The 15,845-nt window shown below is 47.3% G+C and carries 10 protein-coding genes; all 10 read right to left on the bottom strand.

Annotated features, from left to right (window positions below; translation table 11 throughout):
* Positions 1-140 precede the first annotated feature (140 nt).
* The 10 genes from BEL04_RS01755 to BEL04_RS01710 all read right to left on the bottom strand — a co-directional run bounded on the left by BEL04_RS01755 (position 141) and on the right by BEL04_RS01710 (position 15,844).
* Positions 141-602, bottom strand: coding sequence for a hypothetical protein (locus BEL04_RS01755; RefSeq protein WP_065999532.1), 462 nt, complete (start codon positions 600-602; stop codon positions 141-143).
* A gap of 11 nt (positions 603-613) precedes the next feature.
* Positions 614-2,653 carry a glycoside hydrolase family 127 protein gene (locus BEL04_RS01750; protein ID WP_254659509.1) on the bottom strand — a complete coding sequence of 680 codons (2,040 nt, stop codon included), beginning with the start codon at positions 2,651-2,653 and terminating at the stop codon, positions 614-616.
* Positions 2,654-2,776: 123 nt separating this feature from the next.
* On the bottom strand, positions 2,777-6,061 hold the full coding sequence (locus BEL04_RS01745; RefSeq protein WP_065999530.1) for a glycoside hydrolase family 2 TIM barrel-domain containing protein: 3,285 nt from the start codon (positions 6,059-6,061) through the stop codon (positions 2,777-2,779).
* Positions 6,061-7,134: a mandelate racemase/muconate lactonizing enzyme family protein gene (locus tag BEL04_RS01740; protein ID WP_065999528.1), complete on the bottom strand. Its 1,074-nt coding sequence runs from the start codon at positions 7,132-7,134 to the stop codon at positions 6,061-6,063. Before BEL04_RS01740 ends, BEL04_RS01745 begins: the two co-directional genes overlap by 1 nt.
* 8 nt (positions 7,135-7,142) lie before the next feature.
* Complete coding sequence (locus tag BEL04_RS01735; RefSeq protein WP_065999525.1) at positions 7,143-9,314, bottom strand: trehalase family glycosidase; 2,172 nt, start codon at positions 9,312-9,314, stop codon at positions 7,143-7,145.
* Between the two features lie 49 nt (positions 9,315-9,363).
* Complete coding sequence (locus BEL04_RS01730; RefSeq protein WP_254659508.1) at positions 9,364-10,992, bottom strand: sodium/solute symporter; 1,629 nt, start codon at positions 10,990-10,992, stop codon at positions 9,364-9,366.
* Between the two features lie 105 nt (positions 10,993-11,097).
* On the bottom strand, positions 11,098-12,168 hold the full coding sequence (locus BEL04_RS01725; protein WP_065999522.1) for a Gfo/Idh/MocA family protein: 1,071 nt from the start codon (positions 12,166-12,168) through the stop codon (positions 11,098-11,100).
* Positions 12,169-12,284: 116 nt separating this feature from the next.
* Positions 12,285-13,025 carry an L-rhamnose mutarotase gene (locus BEL04_RS01720; RefSeq protein WP_065999521.1) on the bottom strand — a complete coding sequence of 247 codons (741 nt, stop codon included), beginning with the start codon at positions 13,023-13,025 and terminating at the stop codon, positions 12,285-12,287.
* A 6-nt stretch (positions 13,026-13,031) separates the two neighbouring features.
* A complete protein-coding gene (locus BEL04_RS01715) occupies positions 13,032-14,933 on the bottom strand; it encodes a right-handed parallel beta-helix repeat-containing protein (RefSeq protein WP_083227722.1) in 1,902 nt (633 codons plus the stop codon).
* Entirely contained in the window at positions 14,933-15,844 is a 912-nt protein-coding gene (locus tag BEL04_RS01710) for a sugar phosphate isomerase/epimerase (protein ID WP_065999515.1), read from the bottom strand. The genes BEL04_RS01715 and BEL04_RS01710 overlap by 1 nt, the downstream gene beginning before the upstream one ends.
* Position 15,845: the final 1 nt, after the last annotated feature.

Below are 15,845 nucleotides of genomic sequence, written 5' to 3'. Positions count from 1 at the left end.
AAGCTGCTCCGGGCGGAGCCAAGGTCCTAACCAAAACCTGTACAAACTTTAATTATCTGTAATGCAAATGTATCTCACACCCGCTTTGCATTGCTGTATAAATTTTTCAATGTATTGTAGGATGTTAGCAAAATAAACAATCAGTTAACCGATTGTCGTTTAACCACAGAATAGCCCACTATGCCCATATCTATTATATTACCCGCTATCAGTTTATTAGGAAAACCTGAAATATTTAAGTTCTCATCATCACCTAATTCGAAGTGAATCACCAAAGTGTATTTCCCTGGCATCAGTTTAATAGTCGGATGAAGGGTATTATTATAATTTTCGAGCTTTCTTACTACCTCGGTATCACACTGCGGAAGCAAACTTCTTACCACTTTAATATTGGTTATTGATTGTTGAGTTAGCGTCAGACTAATAATTTCTTTCCCTTGAAAATTATTTTCTTTAGCCACGGCTGGATAACGTATATTTTTCATCAGGTAGCGACAAAAACTCTTCAAGCTATCATCTTTCATTAAGTTGTCCGTCTGCGCAAAGCTCTTCGTCTGTGAAAACAAAACCATCGTTATTCCAATCAAAAAAAAGCGTTTCATACCAACAATTTTTACCTGCTAAACGGTATCCAGGTCTCCATTTCCACATGGCCGCGGTTACCCCAGGCAAAATACGGAATTAATTGCACATCAACCGTGCCCAAAGGTTTGCTGTTTACCTCGCGGTAAAGCTGATTAGTCCATTTGGTATTATCGATAATGGTCGCTTTGCCCGTTAGGCTTACCAGGTCGGCATTATCAATTTTGATATTTTGAGGTTTTAGATCGATGTTTGACGACAGCGCCAGTCCCGACACTTTTTTGCCCTTCGGTATCCCTGCCGATTCGATACAATAAACCACAGGGCCACGTTTAACAGCTATCTGGTTGCGTACCTCCTCAACCAGCGGGTTAGCCTCAACCATCGTTACCGGCATAGCCAGTTGCAATTCAATTTTATCGCCTGCGTGCCATTTGCGGTTCAGTTCGGCGTAGGTTCCCGGTGTCAAGATAACCGAGGCCGGCTTGCCGTTCACCGTGAGCGATGCATTTTTACACCATCCAGGTATCCGTACAAAAAATGAAAACGTGTTGGCGGGCACTTCCTGCAAGGTAATGCTCACAGCGCCGTTCCACGGGTAATCGGTTTGCTGTGTTAGTTTGATCTTCGAACCATCTTTTAAAGTGGTGGATAGATTATTACCACCATACAAATTAACCCAAAGCCCTTTATCAGATACATTATAAGCATAGTTGCTCACCTCAGCTATAGTCCGGATCACATTCGGCGGGCAGCAGTTAGAGTAGCCGATGTACCCCACCCTGTCTTTCGACCAACGCTGGGCAAACGGCAGATCGTCCGAAACGGCCAGCGGGTTGGTATACAAAAACTTCGTGCCATTAAGGCTAATGCCCGAAAGCATGCCATTGTACAGTGTCAGCTCCATGATATCGGCATATTTGGCATCGCCGGTTAGTTGCAGCATACGCCAGTTCCAAAGCACGTTGCCCACAGCGGCGCAGGTTTCGTTATGCGCAGTAAAATTGGGCAACTGGTAATCACGGCCGTAAGCCTGGTGCACCTGCTGTACATCTTTCAGCAGGTACGATGTCCCGTCGGGCGAAACACCATCGTATAAAGCACCGCAGCCACCGGTAATATACAGTTTATGCTGGGTTACATCGTTCCAAACCAGGTTAAGCACGTGGGTCAGGCTGGTATCGCCAGTTTCGGCAAAAACATCGGCAGCGCCGGCATAAAGGTAATTGGCGCGCACCGCATGGCCGGTAGCCACGGTCTGCTCGCGGAAAGGTATCCTGTCCTGGTTATCGTCGGTACCCTCCTTCATCAAACCACGAATGTCGATCAGATTTTTAGCCAGTTCCAGGTATTTCGGGTCGCGCGTGGTACGGTACATTTCCACCACACCCATATAGTGCGAGGGGCATATAGCATTCCGCGCCAGCTCCGGCGAAGCCGTTTTATAAAAACGGTATAAATAATCAGTGGCCTTAACGGCAATATCCAAAAACGTCCGTTTTCCGGTAGCCCGGTAATGTATGCAGGCAGCGGTCATCAAATGGCCCAGGTTATAGGTCTCAAAGTTCAGCCTGTCCTGAAACGATGCTTTCACACCCGGATGCATACGCTCTTCTATCTCGGCCGGGGTATGGATATACCCATCCGCACGCTGCGCCTTACCTATTATCGCGATGGTTTTATCCATCAGTTCGTCCAGTTTCTTGTCATGCGTTTGCGCATACAAACTGGCTACCGCTTCAAACAGCTTATAAAAATCCCCATCCTGAAACGGCGGACCTACATGCGAACCTGTATCCAAACCAGCGGCGATCTCAAAATTCTGCACCGCGTGGCCCATCTTCGGGTCGGCATAAATGCGCCACATATTAGGGATCATGCTGTCGCGGCAAGCTTTAAAACGCTCGGCCCAAAAACCGTTCGTCCATTGTACATCGCCCATGTTCACACTTTCCAGCTTGGCATAAGGGCTTTTTGAAGTATTTACCAGGGCTTTATCCTGTGCAAAAGCCGCGGTACTTGCGGCAAATAATACTGCATAAAAGGCAGCTTTCAACTTCTTTCCCATCATAATTATCTTCTGTTGTACTATTCAATTCTTGGGCGTTTCCCTATCGGGCCGGGTCTTCCGCTCATACTGCACCGGCCTTATCCGCGGGCCGGTATCCGCTTCCCCCCTAACGCAACTGCCCGTTTAAAATTTTATAGCCTTGGCCATATCACTAATCTTAGTTACCTCAGCCTTAACCGGCTTCAGGTAAAAAGTATAGTGGTAACTACCCGCCGGTATCTGGTATTGCGGCAACGGTGCAGCTACTTCGCTCCAACTATCATTACCACCAACACCCATCTGCTTTAAGTCAATATTGAGCGTGATATAACCCGCATCTTTCAGCTTATTGGTATGCCTTGCGGCGACGATATTTTGCTCGGTGTAAGGCCATGCGCTCATACTCAATAAACTGTCAGCAACCACCATTAAACCGTTATTCTGCTTATCGCCAAGGTACATCCAACGCACATCGGTACGGTTACCGTTTTCCTGCGGCACCACGTAAGGCTCATCAAACTCGTTAATGGGTTGTGAGTATATACCGACCGGGAAACCCGTTCTACGGTCAATATAGTTTTCCAACAAACCTCGGCCATACCAGGTGATGTTATCATAGCTCCGCGCTATACCACCCTGCATACCTACTTTAGGAATATTGGGTAAATCCGGCGACGCTTTCAATTTATAATCAATTTTTATAGTCCCATTGCCGCTAATGGTGTAAAATACTTCGGCGGTAGCCTTATTATCAATCACCGTATAGTTACAGCCTATTATGATGGTGCCGTTTCCCTCACCTACAGAAAACTCTTTTAACGACAACTTTGGATTATACCAAACAGCCAACTTTTTATCGGCTTTCCACCCACGATGGTCGTTATCAGTAGCCGGCCTGCTAAAATGGGGCAAAAATGGCGCGAATATCTGTTCTTTTCCATCATACACATATGAAACTAACGCTCCCTCTTCGTTAAATGCCAGTCTGAAGTCTTTACCGCTTACAATAGTTTTATCACCCTCCCGCGAAGTTGAAAGTTTAGGATAGCTCTCCTTTACAAGATTAGTTAACGCCAACCCGGTCAGCGCTAACTGGTTGCCCGCTACCTCGAAACCTCTATCCGCCCAAAGTGTGCTTTCGGGCAGTAAAAAATGGATATTGGCTAAGTATTCGCAACCCGTTTTCATTTTTGGAAGATAAGGCTGCAGATTAAGCGTCCCAATCGCTCCCGCTGCAATATCCATCTTTGGCAATAATTTACCTAAGATCACTTTCCCGTCTTCCAAAATTTCTAACTTAATATCATAATCAGCAGCTGACTGTACCGAACTACGATTCGCAATTTTCACAACAGCTTTCGCACTATCCGCCCAGGTACATTCAAAGGGCTGAAAAACATGCTTGCACTCATAAATGGCAGCTTTTGGTCTACCATCAGATGCAACAATGCCTTTAATGGTAAAATCGTCGAAATATCGCTCGTTGTAATCCCCGCCGTAAGCATAGTACTTCACCCCTGCCGAATCGGTCTTCTGCAAACCCTGATCCTTAAACTCCCATATCCCGCCGCCGATGATGCGTTTGGTGGATCGGAACAGATCCCAAAACTCTTTCAAATTGCCGTTCGAGTTCCCCATCGCGTGCGAGTACTCCACAAAAAATATGGGCCGGCGGTCGCCGTTATCCTGATTAGCCAGCAACGGCACAGTATACAAACCAGGGTACATCCGGCTGATGATATCCACATAAGGCTGGTCTATCGGGTTTTGCAGGCGGTGCGAATGGTCGTTCGGTTTCAGATAGCGCGGGTCGCCGGGCTCAATATAGCCTTCGGCCTGCGGCGTACCCTGTGCAGGCTCGTAATGCACCGGGCGGGTGATATCAAAATCGTGCACCCAACCGGCCATAGCGGCGTGGTTCGGCCCGCGACCGGCCTCGTTACCCAAACTCCAGATGATCACGCTCGGGTGGTTTTTATCACGCATTACCATCCGTGTAACGCGGTCGAGGTAAGCGCCCGCCCATGCCGGGTCATTACTTAACTTCGAACCCAAACCGTGTGTTTCAAGGTTAGCCTCATCTATCACCATAATACCATATTGGTCGCACAGGTCGTACAGGTACGGATCCATGGGATAATGACTGGTACGGATGCAGTTAAAATTAAATCGTTTGATGGTCTGTACATCCCGTAAAATGATATCCCGCGTAAGCGCCTTACCCAAAACCGGGTCATGATCCGGCCGGTTAACGGCGTACAGGTAAGTTACCTTACCGTTAATGAGCAGCTTGCTATCCGTTTTCGAAAACTCGATGCTGCGGAAACCTATCCGGCAGCTTTTGGCTTCCAGTACTTTGCCTGTAGTATCCTCAAGCGATAATACCAGTTTGTACAGGTTAGGTTGCTCGGGGCTCCATTTGGCCGGGTTTTTCAAATTGGCTTCCATCAAAGCAAACTTGGCATTATCCAGCCTCGGGAATATTTCGTTGATGATGCTCTCCACGCTCCTGTCCAATGGTTTATCCAACACCGGCTTATTATCCTTATCGTATAGTTGTGCTTTGAGGTGATATCCTACTACCTGTTTACCGGTCAGGTTCTCCATCCGCGGGCGAAGCATAAAACGCACGTCCTTATAATCCTTATCCAGTTTGCCCTGCCAAAAGAAATCTGCTATACGCAGTTTAGGCTCGGCCAGCAGCATTACCTCGCGATGAATACCGCTCAAACGCCATTGATCCTGGTCTTCCAGAAAATAACCATCGCTCCAGCGGATCACCTGAACCGATACAATATTTTCGCCTGCTTGCAGGTACGGCGTTACATTAAACTCCGATACCATAAAGCTATCCTCGCCATAACCTAAGAACTTCCCGTTCACCCAAACTTTGAAGCCCGACGATACCCCGCCGAAATGCAGGGTAACATTCATATCCTTCCAATCTGCCGGGATGGTAAATGTGCGCTGAAAGCTGCCCACACCGTTATAATCCAAAGGCGGGTACGGCGGGTTTACCGGGCGGAACGGATAGACTGCGCTTTTGTAGATCGGTTTTCCATAACCCTGCATTTCCATGTTGCCCGGAACGGGTATCTGTTTCCAGCCATGTACGCGACTTTTATAAAAATCGGCAGGTGCATCGCCCGGCTTCTCGGCGAACTCGAAATCCCACATCCCGTTCAAACTCATCATACGGCCGCTTTTATCCCTGTCTAAAGTCAACGCGTCCTGCACACTGCTAAACGAGTAAGCCGTTGCCCGGGCCTCGTCGCGGTTAATACCGTCCACCATCGGGTTTTGCCATGGCTCGGCGTTGTAAATAGTTGGCACTTGCGGTATGGCGGCCGGTGTTTTATCCACCAGTTGTGCAAACAATGCGCAAGGCAACAACCATCCGGCAATGGCCAGTAATATCTTTTTCTGCATTATATCTCGCTTAAAAACTCATCCTTAAAACCAAAACCCCAGCCCGGCCGGTTATGCGGCAAAGCAAAACCGTTGTCGACTATCATCGGGTTATCGATCAGCGGGTCGATCCAATCGAACGATTCAGCGCCCATGGCATTCGGTATTGTACACAGCAATGGTATATCATAATCCTTGTAATAATGCGGCAACACGGGAACATTGAAACTGCCGGCCAACGCGGCGCTATCGCGCCAGGCCTCAACCCCGCCCAGGCGCAAAATATCGGGTTGCCACATGTCGATAGCATTTCGGGTCAACAGTTCCCGCAAAGGCACGGTCGAGTATTCCCGCTCGCCCATCGCCAGCGAAATACCTGCCTGGTTGCGCAGCAACTGGTAACCCTGAAAGTCGGTATGATCGATAGGCTCCTCAAACCAGCTGATGTTGAGATGTTTGGCAGCGGTTGCCAAACTCAACGCGTTCGGCACCGTCATGCCCTGGTTGGCATCCATCATAATGCCGATGTCATTACCCACGGCTTCACGCACCAGCGTCAAACGTTCCAGGTCTTCGCGCCAATCGGGTTTGCCTACCTTTATTTTTACCGCCTTAAAACCGCGGGCTTTATATCGGGTAACTTCGTGGATCAGTTCGTCAACGGAGTAAGATATCCACCCACCACTCCCGTACAAAGGCACTTTGGTTCCCGATGAACCCAACACTTTCCATATCGGCTGGCCCAAAGTTTTGCACCAGGCATCCCACATGGCGATGTTATAAGCAGCCTGTGCCCAGCGGTTTATACCTTCGTGGCCAAAGTATTCGTTAGCAGCGTTTATCTTTTCGAAAACCTTAACGGTATCGTGTACCTCTTCGCCCAAAACCATTTCACCCACATCTTTCATAGCGCCTGCAATAGCTTTGGGGCTGTATTGAAAGCTTAGCATATAAGCTTCTCCGGTTACACCACCGGTGGTTACTATCCGCAGTATAATGAACGATATCTCCGTCAAGGTATGCGTGGCATCCGAAATGGGCTTTTCCAGTTTGGCTTTCGCCGAATAGACCGAATAGGTTTTAATTTTATTCATTTGATGGTTTAAATAGCCGAATATTTAATCGCATAGCTCTTATCCTTCTCAACACTAACCTCGTACACGTTATTACCTAAGTTTTTTATTTCGACAGTTTTGCACACTGGTTTGCTTTTACTTTTAAACCTCAACGTACCCAAACCTGCAGCGCCTTTTACTTTGATCTCGGTAGTGCTGGCGTATACATCAATATTACCATCGGGCGTTGGTACGCTGCCACTCATCCATTTTAAGCCACCTAAAACAGGTTCTATCTGATAAGTTGAATATCCCGGCCCGGTTGGTTTTACACCCATATAGTATTTGCCCAGCAGGTAAATCGGGCTCGCACCCCAGGCATGGCACAAACTCTTACCAAACGGACGCCCGTACATGGCGTAAATATCCGCACCGCTTTTGGTAGGATTATACTCTTCCCAAAAGGACGTCGCGCCAAGCTTTAACATTCCGCCCCAGTAATCTTTCATTTGTTTAAGCACATAATCCTGCTCGCCCATCGCGCAAAGCGCCTCAAGCTCGTAAAAACGCATGTACGGGGTAGTGATCTTTTGGATGTTGTCATTCAGCAGCACACTCTTCTTCACATCCTGCTTTTGCTGCTCGTTAAAATAGTTGAAGAAGATGGCGAACATATTGGTGTAACGGGTTACATTATCGCTCTGCTGCCCGTCTATCAGGCTATGCACCAATGCATGTTTCTGGTCATTCCAGTACAACTTGAAAATCTTAACCTTCATGTCATCAGCTAAGGCCTGATATTTAGCTGCGCCTTCAACATCACCATACTGTTTGGCGCAAATTGCCATGGTTTCCAAACTGCGGCAAAACAGCAATTGCTCAAAGCTTAGCTCTCCTTTTTTGCTTAGCCCATCAGCCCAATCAATAAACAGCCAGTCGCCGGGTAGGCCGGCCATCATGCCGTTTTTATCACGCCGCGCAAGGCAATAATCCATCAGCGTTTGCATACGCGGGTAAAACTGCTTAATAAATGTTTTATCGCCGGTGTACTGATAGTAATCGTTAATGCTCAAAAACCAGTAGAAAGTATAATCCATAATGGTGTTGATATGGCTCGTCACCGGGTCTTTTCCGCGCAAAGCTAAAATGGTGCGGGTAACCGTAGGCGAATCAAAGAACGAATAATAGTTCATGGCATAGCTCTGGTACGCATCGCCCGACCAGATCCACCGGTCACGTTTGATGCCATCGATAAAGAACTCACGCGTAGCGAGATGCAGCGTGTATTTCGAGATATCGTAGATATTATTGATCTCTTCATCCGAACATTTAAACGAACCTCTTTCCGTCAGCGGGGCGTACTCATACAGCATCGAAACCGAATCGACACTAATACCGCTATCAAACTGCACGTTAACATAACGTAACGCTTTAGACAGCTCCATCACCGAGTCTTTCTTAGCCGGTTCGTTGATGGTCAATTCGTCCAGTGTTTCGCAATGATCAACCGACAAAGCCTCTTCTTTCGATTCGCCATAATAGATATGCAATTTGCCTTTGCCTTTTAAGCCATGCAGTTTCACAAAACCAAAGGTTTCCTTACCAAAATCTAAAAAGAAAGAATGCGACTGCTTGTCGCTGCTTATGGCATGTTGCGGAATGGTTGGTAAACTAAATTTCGACGGCGGCATCACCGGATCATTAAAATTCCACGAACCGGCATTGAGGTAAGTAGTTCCCGATTTATCGGATACCTTGCCTGTGGCATCTATCCACTCTTTATCTTCAAAGGTCACCAGCCAGCTATCGTCGGATACCACGGTTTTGCCCTGCACAAATATGGTGGGCACATTGGCCTGGTTATACACTTTCAGGCTTAGCTTATGACGCCCGGCAGGCATCGTGATACTCTTGGGATAACCCACAAAAGCCTGCCCGTCAATCTTTACGTTATAGGTTCCTTCAACAAAAAGTTTAACTTCTTCGTTGGCCGGAACATCAAACTCTTTATGAAATTCAACCAATACATAATGACTGTCCATTTTCCAAAGCACCGGCAAAAACGCGCCACGGTCGGTACGGCGGTTCTGCATCTTATTGCCCAGCCATATCTCATAATCGCCCGGATAATATATCCAGGTAGCCTTTTTGGCTTGCGCCGATGCAATCTCCGGCACCATCAGGCCGCAGATTAATAATAAATAAATTATCTTCTTCATATATTCAGTTCATTGGTCATTGGTTCATTGGTTTATTTCAGAGTGGGAACTATTTAAAGTATAAATAGATCAAAATCATAGTTATTGTTAGCAATGCCCACGAAAGCTTAACCCGGTTGGTGGTTTTAAACACCGGTTCATTGGTTGTATCATCAGCTATATACGTTTGTGGCGACGGATCCAATACCGAGATCAGTACAGCCAATAGCTTCAACACCACAAAAATGATGAACGACAGCATCAGGTAATGCGGCCAGAACGGATGTGTTGCAGCAGGCAATACCCACAGGTAAACAACACCTGTACCCAAACTCAACACCGATCCTACCGACAACACAAAATTTACCGCTTTACGCGATGTACGCTTCCAGAAAACCGTGAGTAAAAATACAACTGCCAGCGGCGGTGCGATAAAACCTAATATGGATTGAAAAACATCGAACAGGTTCAGGTCTTTAATGCTGTCGATAGCCAGCGCCATGCCGATGGCGAAAATACAACCGGCCACCACTACCATGCGCCCCACCCCGATAATCTGTTGGTTGCTTGCCTGCTGATTGATCTTTTTCACATAAATATCCATGGTAAATACTGTGCTCAAAGCATTTAAGGATGAGCCGATTGTACCTACCAAAACTGCGATCAGCACTACGATCACGAGGCCGTTCATTCCCGGCGGGAAGAGGTTGGTCACCATCGTCATATACGCCTCGCTGGGGTCTTTTAAATGCGGGAAAAGGCTATAGCAAAGTATGCCCGTTACGATAAACAATGGCAGCGACAGTATTTTTAACCAGCCGATAAAGCTCACGCCCAATTGCCCCTGCTCCAGGTTACGCGATCCCAAAACCGACTGTACCATAGCCTGGTCGGTACAAAAGAACGCCACCGCAGAAACGGGGTAACCCAGCAAAATAGCATACCACGGGTATTTAGGATCGCTTGCCGGATGGATCAATTGCCAGTAATGTGCAGGCACGCCGTGATACATGGCCGATATGCCACCTACCTTTTGTAAACCTAAAATGGTTAACGTTAACGATACACCGATCAGCAACAGCATCTGGAAGATATTGACCTTGGCAATGGCCTTTAATCCACCGGTAAAAGCGAACAATCCCGCGAAGGAAACCAGCACGATGACCGACTCCCACATGGGTATCCCCAATACCTGCCTTACCAGCAATCCGCCTGCAAATAGCCCAAGCGACAACCACGATATCAGCATTTTAACCAGCGCATACCAGGCCAGAATGGTTTGGGTCGAATCGCCGTAGCGCTGCCCCATAAAGCCCGGCATGGTACTTACCCTGGCAGCCAGGTAACGCGGAGCAAAAACCATAGCCAGCAGCATCAAAAAGATAAAAGCATACCAATCGAAATTGGCGCCAACAATGCCCGATGTATAACCAATGCTTGCAAAAGCCAGCAGCAGCGAGGGACCAACGTTGGTGCCCCACATGTTGAAACCAATGCTTGCCCAGCCTAACGACTTGTTAGCCAAAAAGTACGAGTCCTCCTTGTTACGGCCTACAAAACTTGCCCGGTACCCGATAATGATCAGAATAACGAGATAAGCCACCACAATGGCATAATCTAAAAAAGTAAGTTTATCTACAATGCTGCTGTGCATGAGTTTTGTTATCGGGTTATTAAAATGATATTCTCCGCGCGTCATTGCGAGGCACGAAGCAATCTCTACGTAGGACAAGCGGCTATGCAAGTTCGCTCTGTACAGTTTAGAGATTGCTTCGTACCTCGCAATGACGTTTTATTTTCATAACTACAAGTTGATATGGTGTTCCTTCAAAATATCCGCTATTCTAACCGGTTTCCCGCTTTGCAGCGATTGATCCATTGCCTGCAATAGCGCCACCGTACCCACGCCCTCTTTCATATCCGGGTAAGCCGTAAATCCCTGCTCAATGCTATCGGCAAAATACTCCAGGTAATTCTGGTATTCGCCTGCGTGGTGGCTCTGCCCCTCGAAACGGAAATAATGCTTCAGCGTTTTATCGCCCCAGGTCACAATTTTCTCCTCGCCGGTTTTGTCAGTCACCGAATAGCGTAATTCGTGGTAATCAGCTTGCGAAGCCCCCTCGGTGCACCGTAGTATCACCGTCATGCCGCTATCGCGCTGAGCGGGCTGTATTGGCCCCGTATAGGCCCCGCTCACCCGGGCAACACGCCCGTCTTTGGCCCGGAAAATAAAATGCATGGTATCGTGGTTCCTCAGCCCCGCTGTTTTGCCATTGCTGCTGATCATCCCATAACCCATTACCTCTTCAATATCGGGCAGGTACCACCGGATAAAATCAACCGGGTGGCTCAGCCCGCCGTACAGCCATTTAAACGATGACTCCAACGCCCACGGCTTCTCCAGAAACCAGCGGTGGTCGGCATGGTAATGGCTTTCTACCGTGATCAATTCTCCCAATAAACCTGCCTCAAAATCCTTACGCTGCCTTTTAGCCGGTTCAAAAAAACGGGAGCTTTGACCGATAAACACCTTTTTATTAACACGTTGCGCTATCTCAATTAACTCGTTTGCTTTAGATAGGTCATCAATAAAAGGCTTGGTACAAACTACGTGCTTGTTATGCAGCAAAGCCTGTTTAACATGTTCGGCATGCAGGTGATCGGGCGTATAAATGGCAATTACATCTATTTCCTTGGCATCCAGCATATCCTGGTAATTGGTAGTGTAATCGTACATTTTAAACTCGTCGGCGCGGTGGCGGCACAGGTCTTCATTACGGTCGCATATCATCCGCAGGTCCCATTTCGGGCTCGCTATCGCTGCCGACATCGTGCTGCGGCCCTCGCCTAATCCTAATATTCCTAATCTTAACATATATCGTTCATTAGTTCATTTGTCATTGGTTCATTAGTACCAATCAGGTATTTATTTTTTTAAATCCGAAATCGAACATCCGAAACGGCGAAGCCCTCAACGGAGTTAATCCGAAATCAAATTGGTTTCAAAAACACCCAGGTCTCTCCCGGCTTTGTTCCGGGGATACCTTCCTGGTATTTAGCCATAATTTTATTCCATTCATCAACCCGCGGGTTATTCTTCGTTGTCAGCGGGTTTAGTTTGTCGAGGCTTTCTCCTTGCGGGATGCTGATGATCAGCATCAACTGCCTGCCGTTTCTAAACACCAGCAACTGCTGAAAACTCGCGTTGCAAAAGCCCTGTGATACTTCTGGCCATTTTTCAAATTGGGTACGATGGTATTCCATGTATTCCGCTTGTTTTCCGGGATCGGAAACCAGGTTTGCGGTCAGGATGATGTTGTCCCAATTTTTGGAACTCACGGTGTCCGAACAAACCGACCGGTTGAAAATGTAGAAAGGCTTATTAAAGTACACTATAGTATCTTGTGGAAAATGAAGACGGTGATTTAGCCAATACTTAAACTCACCGTTTTCCAATGAACGCTTATCGGCCAATATCACCACTCGATTTTGCCATTCGAAAATGTTTTCTCGCTTAATCTTGTATCCATCACAAAGCCCATAGAGCCACTCTTTGGAAAACTCCGAACCATCATGCTTTATGATCTCGATCACTTGCATTTTGGTGGAATCACTAACTGTTATTACTGCCCTTTTCGCTTGCTTGCATGAGCCATACAACAAAGTAATAGAAATCAATAAAATAGTTAATACTTTACAATACAGATATTTATATATTTTATTTACACCCATACTTTATCAATGATTAATTGCCTGGTTTGTTAGGTTCGGTGTCTTATCGATCAGCAGATATTGGTACGTCGGGATGATGCCCGCGGCATTTTTTATCCCGTCGGATACCACCGGCCCGTTGTTCTCCCACACGTTCCCGGGGCCGTTGGCATTCTTCAAATATTTCTCAGTCGGTGTCCAGTTATCCCTTACGGTGATGTTGGATGAACCCTCGTCGAGGTACAGGTAAAACCAATGATGAGGGTCGTGGGCGTAAGGCGCTTTGTATATCGAATCGACATAATTTTCGGCTATCACCGTTCCCGGCTGGTTAGATAAAGTGTAGATACCAGCCACATCGTACATATGTTTGGCATAGCGGGTTATTTTGTTACCCGTTACCTTGTTATCGCTCATGGCATTCGCCGTCCGGGTCCACCCCCATCCTACGCTAATACCTGTGTACGATACATCGCAAATCTCATTGTGTCTTATTGCAATACCTTTAACATACCCTGCCCCTATCCCTACACAACCCCAATCCTCGTTGGCCACATCGGTTATCAAGTTGTAGTCAAAACGGTCATAGGTACAAACATCTCCGGGGTTAGTGGGATTGTAAGGCAAATGCACCTCGGTCGACTCATCCGAAAAAGTACCATCCAAAATACCGCTGCCGCCGATATCCTTAAACAAACAACCCATCACATGACTCTGGTAAGTACCTTTCACCAAATCAAGCCCGGTTGATGCCAGGTACAGGAACCTGCATTTTTCAAACTCAACCTGCTTGGTATAGCTCAACTTCACAGCCGCTTCCGGCCTGCCTACCCAGGCTTGGTTCTCCAAGCCCTTTTTATCGGGCGTACCCGGAATTTTTAGCTTGTAAGCATCCAGCATATACATGCCCGCCTGGTGCGGTACAATGCCCTGCTGCGACGGTCTGAGCCAGCCCGCATACATAAACGATATCCCATTGAAACATATTCCCGAAACCGGATTTTCGGCATTACCTTCAATCTTAACCAGGTTTTCCAGCACAGGCACAACCACGTTAGCCGTGGTCAGATCTTCCCCTCCGCGAGGCCAGTAGTACAACTTACGCGCTTTTTTATCCAGGTACCATTCGCCGGGCTGATCTAAAAACTGGATGGCATTGGTTAAATAAAACGCCGAATTACCTGTTTTTCTGGAGATAAAAGGCGCCGGCCAGGGGTGCTCAGATTGTATCCGGCTTTCGGGTTGCTGAAAGGTCAGCTTCACACTATCACCACTGGGTTCGTACGTTTTAACCCGCAAAATGGCTATCGCCCACATCTGGTGGATCAGCATCTCCATGCCTTTAACCCGTGTCAGATCAGCTGTCTTTGGTTTGGGTATCCAACAGCTTTGGTCTTTATGGTTCCATGAAAGGATACGCATCATGCTATCCCCTCGCATAGTATTGGCACGAGTGGCTTTATGGTTATTCACCCACATCTGCCTGAAATCGATCAATTGGTCACCAACTTCCGGAGCATCGCTTACCCAAACCTTGCCTCTTGCTTCTTTTGGCAAACCTGCAATATTATTTTTTGCTTTGCTCCAGCCGGCAATATTGATACCGCCGCTTAAAATGGGATATTCGCCCTCGGCAGCCTTGATCATCGTAGGCACAGGGCCCCCTGCGTCTTCAGGGCGAATGACAACAGGCTCATTCAATTGGTACACACCGCCGCTCATCGTGATCAAAATAAACTCGCCTTTTGGTAGTTGATTGAGCCTTCTTATCTCGCGGGCCGCACGCAGGGCCATTTGCAGCGTGGCAAAAGGTTTTTCTTTAGTACCCTGGTTAGCATCATCCCCCGTCGTACTAACATATAATTGCACCGCGAACACGCTAACGTGAGCCAGGCATATCAACAGGCATATCAACAACCTTTTGTACATTATTTTGATTGAAATACTGATTTAACATATTCGGTATTGGCGCTGTAATTCTTCTTTACGTTATGCACATCGTTTGCATCACGCGAGCGTTCTATCACCAGCCAGCCGCTCCACTTCATTTTATCCAATGTCTCTTTCACCTTTTTCAGATCGATCTTCGGGTCGTAACGCAGCCAGACACCGTCGGTATCGCTGCAGTGTATCATGCAGATACGTTTTTTACCTAAAGTTTTCAGTTCTTCGCTGATGTCACGCCCGTTATCTGCCGCGTTGGCAAAATTGAAATAGCTTTGGATATGCAAAGAACCAATTTCATCCAATAGTTTAACCTCATCGGCAGCAGCCAGCGAAGTTTCGATACCGATGATCACATCGGCCCTTTTAGCAAGTACGGCAACAGCTTTTAGACGTTCAACTATCGCCGGGCGCAGTTCGGGCTTCTTGGTCAGATCGGCAACTCCTAAAGGCAAAAAGCCCACTTTTACATTCATGGCCACCATGGTATCTATACAATCTTTCACCATCCGCTCTACGCCCGCCCTTTCGGCGAATGATTGCGCATAAAAACCGGTCATCCCCAGCGAGCATATCTCCAGGTTCAGTTCTTTGGCTTTATCTAAAAACTGCTGGCGTATCTCGGGAGTGCCTAACTGGCTGTCGAAAGTCTCACGCTGACCCAAGCCGCCCATATCCACCTCCACACCATCAGCGCCAATATCTTTGGTCAATTGCAGCGCGCCTAATTTCTGGCGTTTTAAGAGCATCAGGTCAACCAAAGCTACCTTGTACCGCTGCGAAGCATCCGAAGCAAATACACTCGTCCAGGATGCGTTTGCTGCCAGCAATGTACCACCGGTTAGTAAGACGCTGTTGCGGATAAAGTTTTTTCTACTGATATATTCTTCTTTCATT

Source organism: Mucilaginibacter sp. PPCGB 2223, assembly GCF_001705515.1.
Taxonomy (GTDB): domain Bacteria; phylum Bacteroidota; class Bacteroidia; order Sphingobacteriales; family Sphingobacteriaceae; genus Mucilaginibacter.
Note: the sequence above shows the minus strand (reverse complement) of the source record. Positions and strands in the feature narration are given on the sequence as shown.

Coding starts and splice junctions, on each gene's coding strand:
- BEL04_RS01755 (WP_065999532.1), bottom strand. CDS start 602: ATGAAACGCTTTTTTTTGATTGGAATAACGATGGTTTTGTTTTCACAG.
- BEL04_RS01750 (WP_254659509.1), bottom strand. CDS start 2,653: ATGATGGGAAAGAAGTTGAAAGCTGCCTTTTATGCAGTATTATTTGCC.
- BEL04_RS01745 (WP_065999530.1), bottom strand. CDS start 6,061: ATGCAGAAAAAGATATTACTGGCCATTGCCGGATGGTTGTTGCCTTGC.
- BEL04_RS01740 (WP_065999528.1), bottom strand. CDS start 7,134: ATGAATAAAATTAAAACCTATTCGGTCTATTCGGCGAAAGCCAAACTG.
- BEL04_RS01735 (WP_065999525.1), bottom strand. CDS start 9,314: ATGAAGAAGATAATTTATTTATTATTAATCTGCGGCCTGATGGTGCCG.
- BEL04_RS01730 (WP_254659508.1), bottom strand. CDS start 10,992: ATGACGCGCGGAGAATATCATTTTAATAACCCGATAACAAAACTCATG.
- BEL04_RS01725 (WP_065999522.1), bottom strand. CDS start 12,168: ATGTTAAGATTAGGAATATTAGGATTAGGCGAGGGCCGCAGCACGATG.
- BEL04_RS01720 (WP_065999521.1), bottom strand. CDS start 13,025: ATGGGTGTAAATAAAATATATAAATATCTGTATTGTAAAGTATTAACT.
- BEL04_RS01715 (WP_083227722.1), bottom strand. CDS start 14,933: ATGTACAAAAGGTTGTTGATATGCCTGTTGATATGCCTGGCTCACGTT.
- BEL04_RS01710 (WP_065999515.1), bottom strand. CDS start 15,844: ATGAAAGAAGAATATATCAGTAGAAAAAACTTTATCCGCAACAGCGTC.